Annotated in this window: 14 protein-coding genes and 1 tRNA gene; 3 read left to right on the forward strand and 12 right to left on the reverse strand. The window is 70.2% G+C overall.

Going from position 1 to position 20,368, the window contains the following annotated elements:
* Positions 1-67: 67 nt before the first annotated feature.
* Positions 68-937, forward strand: a complete 870-nt coding sequence (locus tag IE134_RS09745) for an Fpg/Nei family DNA glycosylase (RefSeq protein ID WP_189430204.1) — start codon at positions 68-70, stop codon at positions 935-937.
* Positions 938-973: 36 nt separating this feature from the next.
* On the forward strand, positions 974-1,738 hold the full coding sequence (locus IE134_RS09750) for an SDR family NAD(P)-dependent oxidoreductase (protein ID WP_030715884.1): 765 nt from the start codon (positions 974-976) through the stop codon (positions 1,736-1,738).
* On the opposite strand, the gene IE134_RS34065 is transcribed toward IE134_RS09750, so the two are convergent.
* The 11 genes from IE134_RS34065 to IE134_RS09800 all read right to left on the reverse strand — a co-directional run bounded on the left by IE134_RS34065 (position 1,686) and on the right by IE134_RS09800 (position 17,014).
* Positions 1,686-1,943 (reverse strand): hypothetical protein, encoded by a 258-nt coding sequence (locus tag IE134_RS34065; protein ID WP_229823456.1) that lies wholly within the window; start codon positions 1,941-1,943, stop codon positions 1,686-1,688. The genes IE134_RS09750 and IE134_RS34065 overlap by 53 nt on opposite strands.
* A 172-nt stretch (positions 1,944-2,115) precedes the next feature.
* Positions 2,116-2,307, reverse strand: a complete 192-nt coding sequence (locus tag IE134_RS09755; RefSeq protein WP_030715881.1) for a CsbD family protein — start codon at positions 2,305-2,307, stop codon at positions 2,116-2,118.
* 54 nt (positions 2,308-2,361) lie between these two features.
* Positions 2,362-2,832, reverse strand: a complete 471-nt coding sequence (locus tag IE134_RS09760; RefSeq protein ID WP_030715879.1) for a Dps family protein — start codon at positions 2,830-2,832, stop codon at positions 2,362-2,364.
* 201 nt (positions 2,833-3,033) lie between these two features.
* The gene (locus tag IE134_RS09765; protein WP_003965837.1) at positions 3,034-3,417 is read right to left on the reverse strand and encodes a helix-turn-helix domain-containing protein; all 384 of its coding nucleotides are present in this window, start codon (positions 3,415-3,417) and stop codon (positions 3,034-3,036) included.
* Between the two features lie 109 nt (positions 3,418-3,526).
* A complete protein-coding gene (locus IE134_RS09770) occupies positions 3,527-4,036 on the reverse strand; it encodes a CinA family protein (RefSeq protein WP_189430206.1) in 510 nt (169 codons plus the stop codon).
* Positions 4,033-4,902, reverse strand: a complete 870-nt coding sequence (pgsA, locus tag IE134_RS09775) for a CDP-diacylglycerol--glycerol-3-phosphate 3-phosphatidyltransferase (protein WP_030715874.1) — start codon at positions 4,900-4,902, stop codon at positions 4,033-4,035. The genes IE134_RS09770 and pgsA overlap by 4 nt, the downstream gene beginning before the upstream one ends.
* Positions 4,899-6,380, reverse strand: coding sequence for a 30S ribosomal protein S12 methylthiotransferase RimO (rimO, locus tag IE134_RS09780; protein WP_189430208.1), 1,482 nt, complete (start codon positions 6,378-6,380; stop codon positions 4,899-4,901). Before rimO ends, pgsA begins: the two co-directional genes overlap by 4 nt.
* Before the next feature lie 164 nt (positions 6,381-6,544).
* Positions 6,545-7,348 carry a helix-turn-helix domain-containing protein gene (locus IE134_RS09785; protein ID WP_030715872.1) on the reverse strand — a complete coding sequence of 268 codons (804 nt, stop codon included), beginning with the start codon at positions 7,346-7,348 and terminating at the stop codon, positions 6,545-6,547.
* A gap of 333 nt (positions 7,349-7,681) precedes the next feature.
* Positions 7,682-10,510, reverse strand: a complete 2,829-nt coding sequence (locus IE134_RS09790) for a DNA translocase FtsK (protein WP_189430210.1) — start codon at positions 10,508-10,510, stop codon at positions 7,682-7,684.
* A gap of 116 nt (positions 10,511-10,626) precedes the next feature.
* A complete protein-coding gene (locus tag IE134_RS09795) occupies positions 10,627-11,310 on the reverse strand; it encodes a response regulator (RefSeq protein WP_006128007.1) in 684 nt (227 codons plus the stop codon).
* Between the two features lie 244 nt (positions 11,311-11,554).
* Complete coding sequence (locus tag IE134_RS09800) at positions 11,555-17,014, reverse strand: HAMP domain-containing protein (RefSeq protein ID WP_098895077.1); 5,460 nt, start codon at positions 17,012-17,014, stop codon at positions 11,555-11,557.
* Between the two features lie 401 nt (positions 17,015-17,415).
* Here IE134_RS09800 and IE134_RS09805 point away from each other — a divergent pair, with 401 nt between their 5' ends.
* Positions 17,416-20,043, forward strand: a complete 2,628-nt coding sequence (locus IE134_RS09805; protein WP_032768924.1) for a SpoIIE family protein phosphatase — start codon at positions 17,416-17,418, stop codon at positions 20,041-20,043.
* Between the two features lie 65 nt (positions 20,044-20,108).
* Here IE134_RS09805 and IE134_RS09810 read toward each other — a convergent pair.
* A tRNA-Thr gene (locus tag IE134_RS09810) sits at positions 20,109-20,181 on the reverse strand.
* Between the last annotated feature and the right edge of the window lie 187 nt (positions 20,182-20,368).

The following is a 20,368-nucleotide window of genomic DNA, read 5'->3' on the forward strand; positions in this document are numbered from 1 at the left end:
CGCTGCCACGGCCGGTCGGCGGACCCGGGTCGACGCACGGCCGGCCCCGCACGCCCATGATGGAGGCATGCCCGAAGGAGACACTGTCCTGCAGACCGCCACCCGGCTGCACGCGGCGCTGGCGGGGCAGGTGCTGACCCGGTCGGACCTGCGCGTCCCCCGCTTCGCCACCGCCGACCTCACCGGCCGGACCGTCCTGGACGTCACCGCGCGCGGCAAGCACCTGCTGACCCGGATCGAGGGAGGCCTGACCCTGCACAGCCATCTCCGGATGGACGGGGCCTGGCGGGTGTTCGCCCCGGACGAGCGCTGGCGGGGCGGCCCCGGCCACCAGATCCGGGCGATCCTGGGCAACACCGAGCACACCGCCGTCGGCTACCGGCTCCCCGTGCTGGAACTGCTGCGCACCGACGAGGAGGACCGGGCCGTGGGGCACCTGGGGCCGGATCTGCTGGGCCCCGACTGGGACCCCGGCCTCGCCCTGGACCGGCTGCTCGCCGCACCGGACCGCCCCCTCGGGGAGGCGCTCCTGGACCAGCGCAATCTGGCGGGCATCGGCAACGTCTACAAATGCGAGCTCTGCTTTCTCGCCCGCGTCACCCCGTGGCTCCCCGTGGGCGCCCTCCCCGACGGCGTACTCCCCCGGCTCGTCGCCCTCGCCGAGCGCCTGCTGCACGCCAACCGCGACCGCCCCACCCGCACGACGACGATCACCTCCGAACTCCGCACCCCGCCGAACCGGAACCTCGCCCCCAGGCCGACCCCGGACACCGGCCGCCCGCCGCCACGCCCACCCCACCGCGTGCAAGAGCGGCTGTACGTCTACGGGCGGGCCCGCAGGCCCTGTCTGCGCTGCGGCACCCCGATCCGTCTCGCCGACCAGGACGACCGGCCCACCTACTGGTGCCCCGGGTGCCAATCGGGACCGACGCCCTAGTTGACGATCCGTCAGATATGGTCGTACGGTCCGGTCATGGCTCTCTCCGCGTACGACCTCACGGGCCGCGCCGCGTTCGTCACCGGTGCGGCGAGCGGGATTGGGCGGGCCAGCGCCCTGCTGCTCGCGGAGGCCGGGGCCCTGGTGCACTGCGCGGACCGCGACGAGACCGGCCTGCGCCGGACGTACGACCTGATCACCGGCGCGGGCGGCAGCGCCCGGACCCACTCCCTGGACGTCACCTACCGCGACCGGGTCCGTGCCGCGGTCGCCGACGCCGGGCATCTCGACATCCTGGTCGCCGCGGCCGGGATCATGCACACCAGCAGCGTGCTGGAGACGGCGGACGAGGACCTGGACCGCGTGCTGGCGGCCAACTTCAAGGGAGTGCTGTACGCCTGCCAGGAAGTGGCCCGCTCCATGACGGCCCGCTCCGCCCCCGGCTCGCTGATCACCATGGCGTCGGGCGCCGTCGACTCCGCGAGCGCGGGCCTGCTCTGCTACAGCGTCGCGAAGGCCGCCGTGGTGCAGCTCACGAAGACGCTGGCCACGGAGCTGGGGCCGCACGCCATACGGGTGAACGCCGTCGCACCCGGCTGGATCCGTACGCCGATGACCGACCGGCACGATGCCGCCGGGCAGCACCGGGCGGAGGCGGTGATGGCCCGGATCTCCCCGCTGGGCCGGGTCGGCGAGCCCGAGGACGTCGCCCATACCGTGCTGCACCTGGCCTCGGACGCCTCGGCCTTCACGACCGGCCAGATCCTCCGGCCGAACGGCGGCGTCGCCATGCCCTGGTGAGCCGCCCAGGAGCCGCGCCCGAACCCCTCGACGGGCCCAAGGGCACCACCGACGCGACATGAACCGGCAACAGGCTCAGCCCCCAGCCGCCCGCCGCCACCGCCCCCTCCACCAGCCCCGCCTGGTCCGGACGCAGCACCAGCCGGAGCACCGCCCACCACCACAGCCCGCCGAGAACCAGTGCCGGCGCCCATCGCCGTATCAAGGTTGCCTCCTGCGGCCGGGGTCCTTTCCGGCAGTTTCCCCTGGCAGCGACGGCAGTGCATCCAGAACGTCCGGCCGAGGAGCCACCCCCTCAGGAGAGGGCCCGAGCACACAGGAGTGCCCCCGCCGAAACGGCGGGGGCACGGAAAACCCTGGGCGGCGGGGCCGCGGGACTACTTGTCGTCGTCCCGGCCGAGGGAGTCCTTGACGCCCTTGGCGCGCTCACCGACGCCGTCGGCCGCGTCCTTGACGCCGCCCTTGGCCTGGTCGGCCTTGCCCTCGGCCTCCTTGCGGCGGTCGCCGGTCAGCTTGCCGACCGCTTCCTTGCCCTTGCCCTTCAGCTTGTCCATGGCTCCGTCGCTCATGATGTCGCTCCTTCGTTCGTCAGACGTATCGGGTCGCCGGTCGGCGCAGGCGGGTCAGGCGCTCTCGGCCTGGAACATCCAGGCGTGCTTCTCCAGCTCCGCCGTCAGCGCGATCAGCAGGTCCTGGGTCACGGGGTCCGGCTCGTCGGTCGCCTCGATGCGCTCGCGCATCCGGCCGATGACCACGCCGAGCCCGTCGACCAGGATCTTCACCGCGTCGGTGTCCTTGATCCAGCCCTCGGGCACGGACGCGATGGCCGTCTCCTTGGCCACGGTGCCGGCGCGCCCGTCCGGGTTGACCCCGACCGCCGAGGCGCGCTCGGCCACCGTGTCGGAGTGCTGCCGGGCCGTGGCGACGACGTCGTCGAGCTGAAGGTGCACGGAGCGGAAGCGCGGACCGACCACGTTCCAATGGACCTGCTTGGCCACCAGGGAGAGGTCGACGAGGTCGACCAGGGCGCCCTGGAGCGCCGTTCCCACGACCTTGAGGTCACCCTCGGACAACGTGCTCTTGACCACAGACATGCGCGCTACTCCCATCCGTCAGCCACTTCACTGACCGTTTCGGTGCATCACCCACGATGGCACATATAAAGCAAAACGGTCATGTGGGCCTTGTCCTCCGTGTGCCCACTGACTCCCGGCTCACACACCCGTCACGCAAAAGTCCCGGCCGGCCCCGGTAGGGGCCGACCGGGACTTCGGTCGAGCTCAGTGCCGCGTGGATCAGGCGGCGACGACGTCCACCGCTTCCGCGGGCGCCTTGATGGTCACGCGTCCCGACGGCACACCTGCGACCGATGAGACGGAGACGGAATTGAGCATGGGACGAACCGGTACTGGGACCGGATCACTGGCAGCTGCCGACTCGGCCAGCTCCGCGAGCGAGAGCTCGTCGCTCACCTCTCGCATGAGCTCGGACATCCGTACGTCAAGCGCGTCGCAAATCGCGGAGAGCAGCTCGGAGGATGCCTCCTTCTGCCCCCGCTCCACCTCGGAGAGATAACCGAGCGAGACCCGGGCGGACGAGGAGACTTCGCGCAGAGTACGGCCTTGGCGCTGGCGCTGCCGACGCAGCACGTCACCCAGCAGGCGACGGAGCAGAATCATCGGTGGCTCCCTCCTCGGACCGCGTAGCCGCATCCTTCACGCCCTACCGTACCGCCTTGTGCTGCGGCCGTGCGGGGAGCGATGTCGTGTTCACTCAGGGCTGCAAACATCAATTCCCCCCGTGTTGTTCCGTATCCTGTGCCCGCGCATTTTCACCGAGTTCGCTCGCGAGCAGTTCGAGGACGCTTCGCACACTCTCACTACGGATATCCGCCCTCTCACCATTCAACCGCAGAGCCGTCACTTTCTCGACGCCGGAGGGTCCGGCGACGGCCACGTAGACGGTGCCGACCGGCTGCCCGTCCTGGGGTTCCGGCCCCGCGACACCCGTGGTGGAAACGCCCCAGTCCGCGTCGAGCGCCCGGCGCACACCGGCCGCCATCTGCAGCGCGACCTCGGGGTCCACGGCTCCGCGCTCCGCCAGAAGGGTCGCGTCGACGCCCAGGACCTCCCGCTTCAGAGGGGTGGCATAGGCCGTCACCGAGCCCCGGAAGGACCGCGAGGCTCCGGGTACGGAGGTCAGATCGGCGGCGACCAGGCCGCCGGTCAGCGATTCCGCGACGGCGAGCGTCTCACCCCGCGCCCCGAGAAGCCGGAGCACCTGGGCAGCGGCTGTCACCGCTCGGCCTCCGCGGCGTCGCGCGCCTCGGCCGTACCGCGTACATCCGTCACACCACCGCGTACGTCGGTGCCACCACCGCGTACGTCCGTCGCACCGGCCACAGCACCGGCGGTGGAACCCGCACCGACCGTGCCCTCCATCGTGCCCCCGACCGTGGTCCCGGCGGCAGCCTGCAACGCCTCCTCCGTGGCCTCCGCCGCCCGCTCGGCCGCTGCGACGCGCTCCGCCGCGAGGCCCCTGCGGCGCAGGACGACGGCCTGGCGTACGTAATCGAGTCCGGTGACGACCGTCAGCACGACGGCGACCATCATCATCCAGAAGCGCAAGGTCGCCAGGGGTCCGGTGAGCGCCAGGACGTACATCCCGACCGCCGTACCCTGCGCGAGCGTCTTCAGCTTGCCGCCCCGGCTGGCCGGGATCACGGCATGCCGGATCACCCAGAACCGCATCAGCGTGATGCCCAGCTCACGCGCGATGATCACGCCGGTGATCCACCAGGGCAGATCGCCGAGGACGGAGAGCGAGACCAGCGCCGCGCCCATGATCGCTTTGTCGGCGATCGGGTCGGCGATCTTCCCGAAGTCCGTGACCAGGTTGTACGTCCGCGCCAGATGGCCGTCGAACAGATCGGTGATCATGGCGATGGCGAAGGCCGCCCAGGCGAACGAGCGCCAGGCCGGGTCATAGCCGCCGTTGTGGAACAGCAGCAGGACGAAGCCGGGCACGAGCAGCAGTCGCACCATGGTCAGGATGTTCGCGATGTTCCACAGGCTGGCCTGGTTGACGGCCGCAGTCCCCAGCTTGCCGCCGCGGACCGGCTTCGCGCCGGAACCGCCTGCCGCGGATGCCGGGACTCCCGTCATCTGGCTGCCTCCGCAAGCTCGTGGTGTTCGGCCACCAGGTCGACGCCCTCGGTGCCCACTGCCTTTGCCTCGACCATACGGCCCGGCACGAGTCCCTCGCGTGTGGTGAAGGCCACCTGGCCGTCCGTTTCGGGGGCCTGGTGGGCCGCGCGCCCGATCGCGACCTCGCCGTCCTCGTCCGACTCGATGGACTCCACGAGCACCTGGAGGGTCTCGCCGACGCGCTCCTCGGCCCGCTGCGAGGTCAGCTCCTCGGCCAGCTGGGAGATGTGGGCGAGGCGCTCCGCGATGACGTCGGCGTCGAGCTTGTTCTCGTAGCCGACCGCCTCGGTGCCCTCCTCGTCGGAGTAGCCGAAGACGCCGATCGCGTCCAGGCGGGCACCGGTGAGGAAGCGTTCCAGCTCGGCGAGGTCCGCCTCGGTCTCGCCGGGGAAGCCGACGATGAAGTTGGAGCGGGCACCCGCCTCGGGGGCCTTGCTCCGGATGGTGTCCAGGAGCTCCAGGAAGCGGTCGGTGTCGCCGAAGCGGCGCATCGTGCGCAGCACGCTCGGGGAGGAGTGCTGGAAGGAGAGGTCGAAGTACGGGGCGACCTTCGGCGTCGAGGTGAGGACGTCGATGAGGCCGGGGCGCATCTCGGCGGGCTGGAGGTAGCTGACCCGGATCCGCTCGATGCCGTCCACGTCGGCCAGCTCGGGCAGCAGGGTCTCCAAGAGGCGGATGTCGCCGAGGTCCTTGCCATAGGAGGTGTTGTTCTCGGAGACGAGCATGACCTCCTTGACGCCCTGCTCGGCCAGCCAGCGGGTCTCCTGGAGCACGTCCGAGGGGCGGCGCGAGATGAAGGAGCCGCGGAAGGAGGGGATGGCGCAGAAGGAGCAGCGGCGGTCGCAGCCGGAGGCGAGCTTGACCGAGGCGACGGGGCTGGTGCCGAGCCGGCGGCGCAGCGGTGCCCGAGGCCCGGAGACCGGGGCGACGCCCTCAGGGAGGTCCTCGGGGGCCGGGGCGGGCGTCTCCTGGGCGTGGCCGGGCAGCGCCACGGCGGCGTCCTGCCGCTCGGCGGGGCTGATCGGCAGCAGCTTGCGGCGGTCGCGCGGGGTGTGCGAGGCGTGGATGCCGCCGTTGAGGATGGTCTGGAGCCGGTCGGAGATGTCGGCGTAGTCGTCGAATCCGAGGACGCCGTCCGCCTCCGGCAGGGCCTCGGCGAGGTCCTTGCCGTAGCGCTCGGCCATGCAGCCGACGGCGACGACGGCCTGGGTGCGGCCGTGGTCCTTCAGATCATTGGCTTCGAGCAGGGCGTCGACGGAGTCCTTCTTGGCGGCTTCGACGAACCCACAGGTGTTGACGACTGCGACATCCGCGTCCGAGGCGTCCTCGACGAGGTCCCAGCCGTCCGCTGCCAAGCGGCCTGCAAGCTCCTCCGAGTCCACCTCGTTACGGGCGCAGCCAAGAGTGACAAGGGCGACGGTACGGCGTTCGGGCATGGACTCAAGACTACTTCGTCCCGGCGACCGCCCTGCCGTGCAGGGTTGCCTGCCCCCGCCGCTGTTACTCCCCGTAGCAGCCGGGCGGGGCCGGGAACGCCGACGGGCGCCCGGCGCGAGGCCGGGCGCCCGTCGGGACGCGGCAGGGGAATCGAGGCGGCGGGTCAGCCGGCCTCGGGGTCACCCTTGGTGTAGGTGAGCCGTTCGACCTGGCCGGGACCGAAGCGGTCCTCGACCTGCTTGCCGTTGACGAAGAGGTCGATCGACCCGGCGTCGCCGAGGACGAGGTCGATGCGCTCCTTGTCCTGGAAGGTCTTGGACTCGCCCTGGAGCAGCAGCCCGTCGAAGAGCCGCCGTCCGTTGTGGTCCTTGACCGAGATCCAGCTCTTGCCGCGGTCGGCGCTGAGCTTGACCGTCACCTTGTCCCGGGGGGCGGCGGCGATGGCGCTCTCGGAGGGCACGGGCTTGGGGTCGGAGGGCTTGGTGGCGGTGGGCTTGGCCGCGTTCTTGTCGGGCTTGGAGCCTTCCGCGACCTGGGCGGTGCTGGAGGGTTCGTCCTCACCGCCGCTGAAGAGCGTGAAGCCGACGAACCCGACGACGGCGACGATGGCCGCGACCATGGCGGCGGTCCAGTTGGGCCGCCGGGGTTCGGAGCGGATGCGTTCCGCTTCGAACAGCGGCGCCGCAGGGGTCGGGGCGGGACGGCCGCCGTGATCGGCGTCGTACTCCTCGACCAGCGGTTCCGGATCGAGACCGACGGCACGGGCGAGCGTGCGGATGTGGCCGCGGGCGTAGACGTCGCCGCCGCAGCGGGAGAAGTCGTCCTGCTCGATCGCGTGCACGATGGGGATGCGCACCCGGGTGGAGCTGCTGACTTCCTCGACCGTCAGACCTGCGGCGATGCGGGCCTGCTGAAGGGCACGACCGATCGAAGGCCGGTCGTCTTCGGGGGAGTTGCCGATGGACACGGGGGCGCCTTTCGAGCGTGAGCCACCTGCTGGATGTTCAGTCTAGGGGGGGTACGAAAGGGTGGGGCAACCGGGAGGGACGACTTTGTACGCCATCGGGTTCGCCGGACGTCCCCGCCTCCGGCTCCGGTGCGGAGCGGGGGCGGAGGACAGCCCCGATCGAGGACTGGGCAACCTGTAGTGGGCCGAACGGGGGTGGGAACAAGGGTGAGGTGGTGACGGAGCGAGCTGCGGGGAGGAGCACGGTTCCGTCCTTCCCTTCAACTGGACGTACGACCGTACGAAACGGTTGCCCACAGAACCTTTACGGAGCGGATTTCGTGACGACAGGTCCTAGGAAGCGGATTCCCCACGGATGACGGCCAACACCCCGTCGAGCTCGTCGGGTTTCACCAGGACGTCCCGCGCCTTGGAACCCTCGCTGGGCCCGACGATGGAGCGGGACTCCATCAGGTCCATCAGCCGGCCCGCCTTGGCGAAGCCGACCCGCAGCTTGCGCTGGAGCATCGAGGTCGACCCGAACTGGGTGGAGACGACCAGCTCGGCGGCCTGGCAGAGCAGGTCCAGGTCGTCGCCGATGTCCTCGTCGATCTCCTTCTTCTGCTTCGTACCGATGACGACGTCGTCCCGGAAGACCGGGGCCATCTGGTCCTTGCAGTGCTGGACGACGGCGGCGACCTCGTCCTCGGTGACGAAGGCGCCCTGCATACGGGTGGGCTTGTTGGCGCCCATCGGGAGGAAGAGCCCGTCGCCCTTGCCGATGAGCTTCTCGGCGCCGGGCTGGTCGAGGATGACGCGGCTGTCGGCGAGCGACGAGGTGGCGAAAGCGAGCCGGGAGGGCACGTTCGCCTTGATCAGGCCGGTCACCACGTCGACCGAGGGCCGCTGGGTGGCGAGGACCAGGTGGATGCCGGCGGCGCGGGCGAGCTGGGTGATGCGGACGATCGAGTCCTCGACGTCGCGCGGGGCGACCATCATCAGGTCGGCCAGCTCGTCGACGATCACCAGCAGATACGGGTACGGGGACAGCTCGCGCTCGCTGCCCTCGGGCGCCTTGCACTTGCCGTTGCGCACCGCGTGGTTGAAGTCGTCGATGTGCCGGTAGCCGAAGTTGGCGAGGTCGTCGTAGCGCAGGTCCATCTCGCGCACGACCCACTGGAGCGCCTCGGCGGCCTTCTTGGGGTTGGTGATGATCGGGGTGATCAGGTGCGGGATGCCCTCGTACGCGGTGAGCTCGACGCGCTTGGGGTCGACGAGGACCATCCGCACGTCGTCCGGGGTGGCCCGCACCATGATCGAGGTGATCAGGCAGTTGATGCAGGACGACTTGCCGGAGCCGGTGGCGCCGGCGACCAGGACGTGCGGCATCTTGGCGAGGTTGGCCATCTCGTAGCCGCCCTCGACGTTCTTGCCGAGCGCCACGAGCATCGGGTGGTCGTCCTCGGCGGCGTCCGCGAGGCGCAGCACATCGCCGAGGTTGACCATCTCGCGGTCGGAGTTGGGGATCTCGATGCCGACGGCCGACTTGCCCGGGATCGGCGAGATGATCCGCACGTCCGGGCTGGCCACGGCGTACGCGATGTTCTTGGCCAGGGCCGTGATCTTCTCGACCTTCACGGCGGGGCCGAGCTCGATCTCGTAGCGGGTGACCGTCGGGCCCCGGGTGAAGCCGGTGACCGCGGCGTCGACCTTGAACTCGGAGAAGACGTTGGTCAGCGAGGCCACGACCGCGTCGTTGGCGGCGCTGCGGGTCTTGCCCGGTCCTCCGCGCTCCAGCAGGTCGAGCGAGGGCAGCGAGTACGTGATGTCGCCGGACAGCTGGAGCTGCTCGGCACGGGCGGGCAGCCCCTCCGGGCGCTCCGGTGCGGGCTTGGTGAGATCGGGTACGGCGCCGGACCGGTCGGAGGTGGCACCGGAACGGTCACCGCCAGTCGCGTCGCCGGCGCCCCCGGGCGCGGACTTCCGGACTCCGGGCTTCGGGCGCTCCTCCCCCTCGGCCTCCCGGGCCCCGGGCACCGGCGTCCCGGTGCGCTCCCGGTCCACGGAGACGCCCTGGGTCAGGTCGGCGACGACCGGCGAGGGCGGCATGCCGTTGAGCACGGCCCCGTCGAGCGCGGCAGCGGCGGCGGCCGCGACATCGACCGCGTCCAGCGGCCGGTTCATCGCGGGCTGTGCGGAGGGCCTGCGGGTCCTGCGGCGCTTGGTGAGCGCATCCTCCTCGGCCTGGTCGTGGTCGTGGACCGGGTCCGCGTCCGTACGCCGTGTGCCCCGCCGACGGGTCCGCTCGGGCAGCGCCTCACGCCACTGTTCGTCGTAGCGCTCGTCGTCGTCCTCGTACCCCGCGACCTCCTCGGGGGTGGGTTCGACGATGCCGAGGCGGACGCCGAGCTGATGCAGCCGCCGCGGAATGGCGTTGACCGGTGTGGCGGTGACGACGAGGAGCCCGAACACGGTCAGCAGCACCAGCAGCGGTACGGCGAGCACCTCGCCCATCATGAAGATCAGCGGCTTGGACGTGGCCCAGCCGATCAGCCCGCCCGCATCCTGCATGGCCTCGGTGCCCGCCTCGCGGCCCGGCGAGCCGCAGGCGATGTGGACCTGGCCGAGGACCCCGATGACCAGCGCGGACAGCCCGATGACGATACGGCCGTTGGCCTCGGGCCGCTCCGGGTACAGGATGAGCCGCACCGCCATCGCGCCCAGCAGTATCGGCGCGAGCAGGTCGAGCCGGCCGAAGGCACCGGTCACCAGCATCTCGACCAGGTCGCCGACCGGTCCCTGGAGATTGGACCAGGTGCCCGCGGCGACGACCAGTGCCAGGCCGAGCAGCAGCAGGGCGAGCCCGTCCTTGCGGTGGGCGGGGTCAAGTCCCTTGGCGCCACGCCCTATCGAGCGGAACACCGCGCCGACGCCGTGTGCCGCACCGAGCCAGACCGCGCGCACCAGCCGGTAGAGGCCTCCGGTGGGTGACGGTGCGGGTTTGGGCGCGGGCTTCCTGGCCGCCGCCTTCTTCGCGGGCGCCCTCTTGGCGGGAGCCGCCGACTTCTTCGGTGCGGTCTTCTTGGCGGGCGCGGCTTTTTTCGCCGGGCCCGGAGTACGGCCGACGCGCTTCGCGGTGCCCGCCGTGCCCTGGGAACCCTTGCCGGACGTACGTGAGGCCATGGTGCCGAGGTTACCGCTGTCGCCGCCCGTGAACACGTTCGCCTAGTGGTTCACCCGTCCGTGTCGCCGCCGGGCGGCCGGGAACTGACGCCGCTTCACTGCAGAGGCCCGAGATGTCAGCCCTGTGCGGGCAGGACGCCCGCGCCCCCGCCGGTGCCCGGCTCCAGCGCGTCGAGCGCGCGGCGCAGACCGGTCAGCTTGCGCTCCAGGTGGGCGGCGGTGGCGACCGCGGCCGCGTCCGCGGATTCGTCGTCGAGCTGCTTGGAGAGCGCTTCCGCCTGCTCCTCGACCGCCGCGAGCCGTGCGGAGAGTTCGGCCAGCAGCCCGGCCGGCTCCTTCTCGTGCTCGCCGCCCGCGTGGCCGTCGCCCTCCAACTGGAGCCGCAGCAGAGCCGCCTGCTCACGGAGCTTGCAGTTCTTCATGTACAGCTCGACGAAGACCGAGACCTTGGCCCGCAGCACCCACGGGTCGAACGGCTTGGAGATGTAGTCCACCGCACCGGCCGCGTACCCGCGGAAGGTGTGGTGCGGACCGTGGTTGATCGCGGTGAGGAAGATGATCGGGATGTCCCGGGTCCGCTCCCGCCGCTTGATGTGGGCGGCGGTCTCGAATCCGTCCATGCCCGGCATCTGGACATCCAGCAGAATGACCGCGAAGTCGTCCGTGAGCAGCGCTTTGAGCGCCTCCTCCCCTGACGATGCCCGGACCAGTGTCTGATCGAGCGCAGAGAGGATGGCCTCCAGCGCCAGCAGATTCTCCGGCCGGTCATCGACCAGGAGGATCTTGGCCTTCTGCACCATGGCCCGCCCTCCTCGCCCCGGAAATGCACCGGGTGCCGCCCCAGGGGACGACTCCCTTACGCCGTCCGTCCTTGTGCCGGTCATGGTAGCCGCACCCCGCCCGTCACCACACCCTGTCACCGCGATGTCACTGTGCACATACCGCAAACGCGGTGGGAGACCAGAAGGTTCCCCGAATGCAGCGCGTTCACACCCAATCGAGCACAGTCGGTCAACAACTTACGTCAGTTCGTTAGATTCCCGATCACTCTCCGTGCATCCACTGCTCCATCACCGCAAGCAGATGATCAGGGTCGACCGGCTTCGTCACATAGTCGGAAGCTCCGCACTCGATGGCCTTCTCCCTGTCGCCCTTCATCGCCTTCGCGGTGAGCGCGACGATCGGCAGCCCGGCGAACTGCGGCATCCGCCGGATCGCGGTCGTCGTCGCGTACCCGTCCATCTCGGGCATCATGATGTCCATCAGCACGACCGTCACATCGTCGTGCTGCTCCAGGACTTCGATGCCCTCACGGCCGTTCTCCGCGTACAGCACGGAGAGCCCGTGCTGCTCCAGCACGCTGGTGAGCGCGAAGACGTTACGGATGTCGTCGTCGACGATGAGCACCTTCTCGCCCCGGAAGCGGAACGTCCGCCGGGGCGCCGGCTCGGCCGCCGCACCCTGCTCCTGCCCCTGGCTCTCGCCCTGGCTCCCCTGCACCCACTCCTCCTGCTGCGGGGCGCTCTCGGGCGTCGTGCGCCCGGCCGGCAGCGCGGGCCTGCGGGCCGCGTCCCCCAGGGCCTTGCGCCGCCTGCGGAACACCCCGGCGGAGTTGGCCGGGTCGCCGTACGGAGCCGACTGGCCCTGCGGCGCCTGCACCTGTCCCATCTCGCCCGCGCCGCCCAGCACCTCGGCGGAACCGGAACCCACCGGGGGGTAGCCCTGGGGCGGCAGTTCGGCGCGGTGCAACGGCAGGTACAGGGTGAAGGTCGAGCCCCGTCCGGGCTCGCTCGCCGCATGGATCTCGCCGCCGAGCAGCCGGGCGATCTCCCGGCTGATCGAGAGCCCGAGGCCCGTGCCGCCGTACTTCCGGCTCGTCGTGCCGTCCGCCTGCTTGAACGCCTCGAAGATCACCAGCATCTTGCTGGATGCGATCCCGATCCCGGTGTCGGTGACCGAGAACGCGATCAGATCGGCGTCCGCGTCCCGCAGCGAACCCGCCTCCAGCAGATGCTCCCGGATCGCGTTCGGCACATCGGCGCCGGCCGGCCGGATCACCAGCTCCACCGCACCGGAGTCGGTGAACTTCACCGCGTTGGACAGCAGGTTGCGCAGCACCTGGAGCAGCCGCTGCTCGTCGGTGTGCAGCGTCGCGGGCAGCTCCGGCGACACCCGTACGGAGAAGTCGAGCCCCTTCTCCGCCGTGAGCGGGCGGAAGGTCGCCTCCACGTAGTCGACCAGCTGGACCAGCGCGATCCGGGTCGGGCTGACGTCCATCTTGCCCGCCTCGACCTTGGAGAGGTCGAGGATGTCGTTGATCAGCTGGAGCAGGTCGGACCCGGCCCCGTGGATCGTCTCGGCGAACTCCACCTGCTTCGGCGAGAGATTGCCCTCGGCGTTGTCCGCCAGCAACTTGGCCAGAATCAGCAGCGAGTTGAGCGGGGTGCGCAGCTCGTGCGACATGTTCGCCAGGAACTCGGACTTGTAGCGCATCGAGACCGCGAGCTGCTCGGCACGCTCCTCCAGAACCTGCCGCGCCTCCTCGATCTCGGTGTTCTTCACCTCGATGTCGCGGTTCTGCTGGGCCAGCAGCTCGGCCTTCTCCTCCAGTTCGGCGTTGGACGCCTGGAGGGCCTTCTGCCGGTTCTCCAACTCCTGCGAGCGGTCACGCAGTTGCTCGGTCAGCTCCTGCGACTGCTCCAGCAGCTTCTCGGTCTTGGTGTTGACGCTGATCGTGTTGACGCTCGTCGCGATCATCTCGGCGAGCTGGTTGAGGAAGTCCCGCTGGATGTGCGTGAACGGCTGGAAGGAGGCCAGCTCGATCACGCCGAGGACCTTGCCCTCGAAGAGCACCGGCAGCACGATCACATGCGCCGGAGGCGCCTCCCCGAGACCGGAGGAGATCTTCAGATAGCCCGGCGGCACATTGTCCACCTGGATCGTCCGCTTCTCCTCGGCCGCCGTCCCGATGAGGGTCTCGCCGGGCCGGAAGGAGGTCGGCATCGACCCCGCAGAGTAGCCGTAACTCCCCCGCATCCGCAGCTCGTACGAACCGGCCTCGCCGTTGTCGGGACCGACCTCCTCGGAGTCCCCGGCGGCCATCGCCAGGAAGAACGCGCCGTGCTGCGCCGAGACCACCGGCGTCAGCTCGCTCATGATCAGCGAGGCCACGTCGTCCAGATCGCGGCGGCCCTGCATCAGACCGGAGATCCGGGCAAGGTTGCCCTTCAGCCAGTCCTGCTCCTTGTTGGCGAGCGTGGTGTCGCGGAGGTTCGCGATCATCGTGTTGATGTTGTCCTGGAGGACCTGGATCTCCCCGGCCGCGTCCACGTCGATCTTGAGGTTCAGATCGCCGCGCGTCACCGCCGTGGCGACCGCCGCGATGGCACGGACCTGCCGGGTCAGGTTCCCGGCCATCTCGTTCACGGACTCGGTGAGGTCACGCCAGGTGCCGTCGACGTCCCGCACCCGCGCCTGACCTCCCAGCTGCCCCTCGGTGCCCACCTCACGGGCGACCCGGGTCACCTGCTCGGCGAACGAGGACAGCTGGTCGACCATCGTGTTGATGGTGTTCTTCAGCTCCTGGATCTCACCGCGCGCGTCGATGTCGATCTTCTTGGTCAGATCGCCCTTCGCGATGGCGGTGGTGACCGTGGCGATCTGCCGCACCTGACCGGTCAGATTGGAGGCCATCGAGTTCACGGACTCGGTGAGGTCCTTCCACGTACCGGCGACCCCCGGCACCCGGGCCTGGCCGCCCAGTTCGCCTTCCGTACCCACCTCGCGGGCCACTCGCGTGACCTCGTCGGCGAACGAGGACAGCGTCGTCACCATCGTGTTGACCGTGTCGGCCAGCTCGGCGACCTCACCACGCGCCTCCACGGTGACCTTCTTCGTCAGATCGCCGTTGGCGACCGCGGAGGAGACCCGGGAGATGTTCCGCACCTGGCTGGTCAGGTTGTTGGCCATCAGGTTGACGTTCTCGCTGAGGTCCTTCCAGATACCGGTCGCCCCGCGCACCCGCGCCTGACCGCCGAGGATCCCCTCGGTGCCCACCTCACGGGCCACCCGGGACACCTCGTCGGCGAAGTTCAGCAGCTGGTCGACCATCGTGTTGACGGTCGTGACCAGTTCGAGGATCTCGCCCTTGGCGTCGACGGTGATCTTCTTCGAGAGATCGCCCTTGGCGACCGCGGTGGTGACCTCGGCGATGTTGCGGACCTGGAGGGTCAGGTTGTTCGCCATGCCGTTGACGGACTGGGTGAGGTCCTTCCACGTACCGGACACACCCTGCACCTCGGCCTGGCCGCCGAGGATGCCCTCCGTACCCACCTCACGGGCGACCCGCGTCACCTGCTCCGCGAAGTTGGACAGTTGGTCCACCATCGTGTTGAGGGTGTTCTTCAGCTCCAGGATCTCGCCCCGGGCGTCCACGTCGATCTTCTGCGACAGGTCCCCGCGCGCGACCGCCGTGGCGACCTGCGCGATGTTGCGGACCTGAGCGGTGAGGTTCCCCGCCATGCCGTTCACCGAATCGGTCAGATCGCGCCACACTCCGGCCACGCCGGGCACCTGCGCCTGGCCGCCGAGCCGGCCGTCCGTACCCACCTCGCGGGCCACCCTGGTGACCTGGTCGGCGAAGGCGGAGAGCTGGTCGACCATGGTGTTGATCGTGTTCTTGAGCTCCAGGATCTCGCCCCGGGCGTCCACGTCGATCTTCTGCGACAGGTCGCCCCGCGCCACCGCCGTCGTCACCTGAGCGATCTGCCTCACCTGGGAGGTGAGGTTCCCGGCCATGAAGTTGACGGAGTCCGTCAGCTCCTTCCACGTACCCGAGACACCGTCCACGCGCGCCTGGCCGCCGAGGCGGCCCTCGGTGCCCACGTCCCGGGCCATCCGCGTCACCTGGTCGGCGAAGCTGGAGAGTTGCGCCACCATCGTGTTGACGGTGTTCTTCAGCTCCAGCATCTCGCCGGCCACGTCCACGGTGACCTTCTGCGACAGGTCACCGTTGGCGACCGCCGTGGTGACCTGCGCGATGTCCCGGACCTGGCCGGTCAGGTTACGGAACGCGGTGTTCACCGAGTCGGTGAGGTCCTTCCAGGTCCCCGCCGCACCCGGCACCTCGGCCTGTCCGCCGAGCCGGCCCTCGACGCCGACCTCCCGGGCCACCCGGGTCACCTCGGAACCGAACGACTGGAGCTGGTCCACCATCGTGTTGACGGTGTTCTTCAGCTCCAGCATCTCGCCGGCCACGTCGACCGTGACCTTCTGCGACATGTCGCCGCTGGCCACCGCGGTCGTCACCTGCGCGATGTCGCGCACCTGCGTCGTCAGATTCCGGAAGACCGTGTTCACCGAGTCGGTGAGGTCCTTCCACGTCCCGGCGGCACCGGGCACCTGCGCCTGACCGCCGAGAAGACCCTCGCCACCGACCTCGCTCGCCACGCGGGTCACTTCGTCCGCGAAGGTCCGCAGCGTCTCGGTCATCTGGTTGATCGTCTCGGCGAGCTGCGCGACCTCGCCGCGCGCGCTCACCGTGACCTTCTGCGTCAGGTCACCGCTGGCGACCGCCGTCGTCACCTCCGCGATCCCGCGCACCTGGGAGGTGAGGTTGCCCGCCATCGTGTTGACGGAGTCGGTGAGGTCCTTCCACACACCGGCCACACCCGGCACGGTCGCCTGACCGCCCAGCTCGCCCTCCGTACCCACCTCACGGGCGACGCGCGTCACCTCGGAGGAGAACGAGGACAGCTGGTCGACCATCGTGTTGACGGTGTTCTTCAGCTGGAGCATCTCACCGGCTACGTGGACGGTGACCTTCCGCGACAGGTCACCCTTGGCGACCGCCGTCGTCACCAGCGCGATGTCCCGCACCTGGGCCGTCAGCCGGTACGCCATGGTGTTCACGGAGTCCGTGAGGTCCTTCCAGGACCCCGACATCCCGCGCACCTGCGCCTGGCCGCCGAGCTTGCCCTCGGTGCCCACCTCGACGGCGACCCGGGTCACCTGCTCGGTGAAGACCGACAGCTGGTCGACCAGGTTGTTGACCGTACGGGCGACCTTCAGGAACTCGCCGCGCAGCGGCCGTACCGTCTCGTCCTGCGTATGCGAGCGCAGCTCCATCCGCTGCTCCAGATCACCGTCGGCGACCGCCGACAGGACCCGGCCCACCTCGGAGACCGGTCGCGCGAGATCGTCGACGAGCTCGTTGGAGGCGTCGATGGCGGCGGCCCAGGAACCCTCACAGGCGCCCGTCTCCAGCCGCTCCGTGAGTTTGCCCTCGCGCCCGACCACCCGCCGTACGCGCGCCAGCTCACCGGTGAGGTGGAGATTCCGGTCGGCGACCTCGTTGAAGACCGCTGCGATCTCCGTCATCACGCCGTCGCCCGAGACGGTGAGCCGCCTGCGGAAATTGCCGTCGCGCATCGCCACGAGGCCCGCGAGCACTCTGTTCAGAGCTGCCGCGTCCACTTCGACGGTGCCATTGCGCTGCTTTTTCACGGACTGTCCGCCTTTTGTACGCGCCTTCGAACCCTGCGCCGCCACGCCAGACTCCACCGTGTCCCTCCCGCAGGGGTTGACCGTTTCACTCGGGCCTATCCGGAAGCTTGCCCAGTTCCACTTTGGCTCACCGCCACAGCACACCGTCAACGGGTGACCGGGCGGACGTCAAATCGTTGCAACGTACCAGGCCGGAACAGGTCCGCGGGGAACCTGTACCGGTTACCCCCCATCCCTTGCACCGGGAGTCCATACTTGTGCGCCCGCGCACCACCACCGGGGCGACTTGTCCCGAACTCGGCCCTCGTGTACCCGGCACCCTTGAGATACGTCTAGCCTGGCAAGCGAATCGAAGCGGCGATAAACGGGCACAGGACTCGGGGAAGCGACGAGACACCAATATGGGGAGTGCTGTGATCACCGCGCGCGCGGCCGCCACCTTCGAACCGGTCGGGCGCTCGGTCGCGACCGCCCGCGCCTTCGTCCGGGACACGCTCCAGGGGTGGGGCTACAACGATGTCGTCGACGACGCCGTCGTCCTCACCAGTGAGCTCGTGACCAACGCCGTCATCCACGCGGGGACGGCGGCGGACGTCCTGTGCCTGCGCACCGAGGAAGGCGTCCGCGTCGAGGTCTCCGACCACTATCCGGAACGCGAGGTCCCGCTCCAGAGCAGCGCCCTCGACTTCGGCAGCCCGGACCGCGAGAACGGCCGCGGTCTGCTGCTCTGCGCTGCCCTGGCCTCCCGCTGGGGCGTCGAGTACTCCCCCACCCGCAAGCACGTCTGGTTCCAGCTGGACCTGCCCGACCGGCCCGTGGGCATCCGCTCCGCCGGCCCGGTCCTGCCCACCTCGCTCCTGCCGGTGACCGACCAGCGGATCCGGGTCGCCGTCGTCCAGATCGACAGCGCCGGCGCGATCAGCGCGTGGAACGACGACGCCGCGTTCGTGTTCGGTCACACCGCGGAGCAGGTCACCGGGAAGCAGTTCACCGACTTCGTGGCCTGGCCGCACACCCCGGGCACCAACACCGGCATCGCCGACGCCCTCCAGCTCTCCCGCTGGGAGGGCAGCTACGGCATCCGCGGCGCGGACGGCCGGACCATCGCCGTCTACGCCTCGCACCTGCGGGTCCGCGACACCGACGGCGACCCGTCCACGGTCTGTCTCCTCGTCCGCGACGACGAGCGCGCCGTCCTCCAGACCCCGGTCCGCGCCCCGGTCTCCGACGCCTCCTCCGACAGCCGCACCGCGGACCCGTTCGAGGTCTTCATCGGCTCCCCCGCCCCCGACGACCTCGACGGCCTCCTCCAGCGGACGGTGGAGCGCGCCCGCGACATGCTCGACGCCGACGCCGCGTTCCTGCTTCTGGCCACCGACGACGAGACGGAGTTGGAGGTCCGCGCGACGACAGGCCTCCCCTCGGCCCGCCAGCGCTTCGCCCGGGTCCCCGTGGAAGCCGGAACGGGACGCTACGGCTCCGCCCGCATGCCGGCCGTCCACGAGGACCTGACCGCCGTCCCCGGCGCCGTCCCGCTCCTCACCGACACCGGGATGCGCTCGGTCGTCACGGTCCCGCTCAAGGTCGAGGGCCGGCTCACCGGCTCCCTCGGCGTCGCGGCGGAGGGCGCGGGCCGCTACTCGAACGAGGAGGCCCTGCGCCTTCAGTTCGCCGCCGACCGCATCGCGCTGGCCGTGGAGTCCGCCCGCCTCGGCGAGCTGGAACGGCTGCGCCGCGGCTCCCTGTCCTTCCTCGTCGAGGCCTCCGACCTGCTGGCCGGCACGCTCGACAGGGACCAGACCCTGGCGCTCATGGCGCAGATGACGGTCCCGACCCTGGCCACCTGGTGCGCCGTCTACACGATCGCGGACCAGTCCTCCGAGCCGTACCTCTCGTACGTGCTCCACGAGGACGAGGACCTCATCGACGGCCTCAAGGCCCTGCTCTCGAAGATCGCCCCGCCGGATCCGGTTCCGACGCCGGGCGCCCGCGTCTGGGCCGCACCTGCGGAGGCGGGCCACCGAGCCGCCCTGTCCACGTCGACCCGCAGCCTGGCCCACGACGCCCCGCTCAGCATGAGCACGGCCACCCGCACGACGCTCGCCACGGCCCAGGCCGTCGGCGGCGAGACGGTGGTCCTGCCGCTGGTCGCCCGTAACCGTGTGATCGGCATGCTGACGCTCGGGAAGCCCTCGGACGACCACTTCCGCCAGGAGATCCTCGAACTGGCCGAGGACCTGTCCCGCCGGGCCGCCCTGGCCCTGGACAACGCCCGCCTGTACTCGGAGCGCATGGCGATCAGCCAGTCCCTCCAGCGCAGCCTGCTGCCCCCGGGCCTCCCCGACGTGCCGAACGTCGAGATCGAGGTCATCTACCGCGCCGCAGGTGAGGGCAACGAGGTCGGCGGCGACTTCTACGACGTCTTCCCGATCCGCGACGGTGCGTACGGCTTCGCCATCGGCGACGTCTGCGGTACGGGTCCCGAGGCCGCCGCCGTCACGGGCCTGGCCCGCCACGCGCTGCGCCTGCTGGCCCGCGAGGGCTTCGGCGGCCCGGCGGTCCTGGAGCGCCTCAACGCGGCGATCCTCGACGAGGGAGCCCGCAGCCGCTTCCTGACCCTGCTGTACGGCGAGCTGTGGCCCCAGGAGGACGGCAGCGCCCTCCTGAAGGTGGTCTGCGCCGGCCACCCGCTGCCGCTGCGCCTGCGCCAGGACGGCTCCGTGGAGTCCGCCGCGGAACCGCAGCCCCTGCTCGGTGTGCTCGAGGACCTTGACCTGTACGAGCAGGAGGTCGTGCTCAACCCGGGTGACGTCCTCCTGTGCGTCACGGACGGCGTCACCGAACGCCGCGAGGGAACCCGCATGCTGGGCGACGACGGCCTCGCGGACGTCCTGTCGACGTGTACGGGCCTCACGGCCGGAGCGGTCGCCGCACGCATCCTGCGGGCCGTGGAACGCTTCGCCGCCGAGCCGGCCTCGGACGACATGGCGATCCTCGCCATGCGCGTCCCGGAGCCTCCTCTCGTCTGACTCCCGCCCGCTCCACTACAACGCGAAAGGCCCCCGCCATATGGCGGGGGCCTTTCGTTGTTCTGAGCCCCAATGCGGAATCGAACCGCAGACCTTCTCCTTACCATGGAGACGCTCTACCGACTGAGCTATTGGGGCCTCGTTGCGCTGTGGCAACGAGGTAAACCATACACGGGATCAGGGGATACGCATAATCGCGATCGGCGGGGCGGGTTGGGCCCACAGATTCAGGTCCGGTGCGAGCCGCTGGTCCGGCTCTGGAACGCAGAAAAGCCCCGCACCAGAAGGTGCGGGGCTTTCCCACAAAGATTGTTCGGCGGCGTCC

Source organism: Streptomyces rubiginosohelvolus, assembly GCF_014649875.1.
Lineage (GTDB): Bacteria > Actinomycetota > Actinomycetes > Streptomycetales > Streptomycetaceae > Streptomyces > Streptomyces rubiginosohelvolus.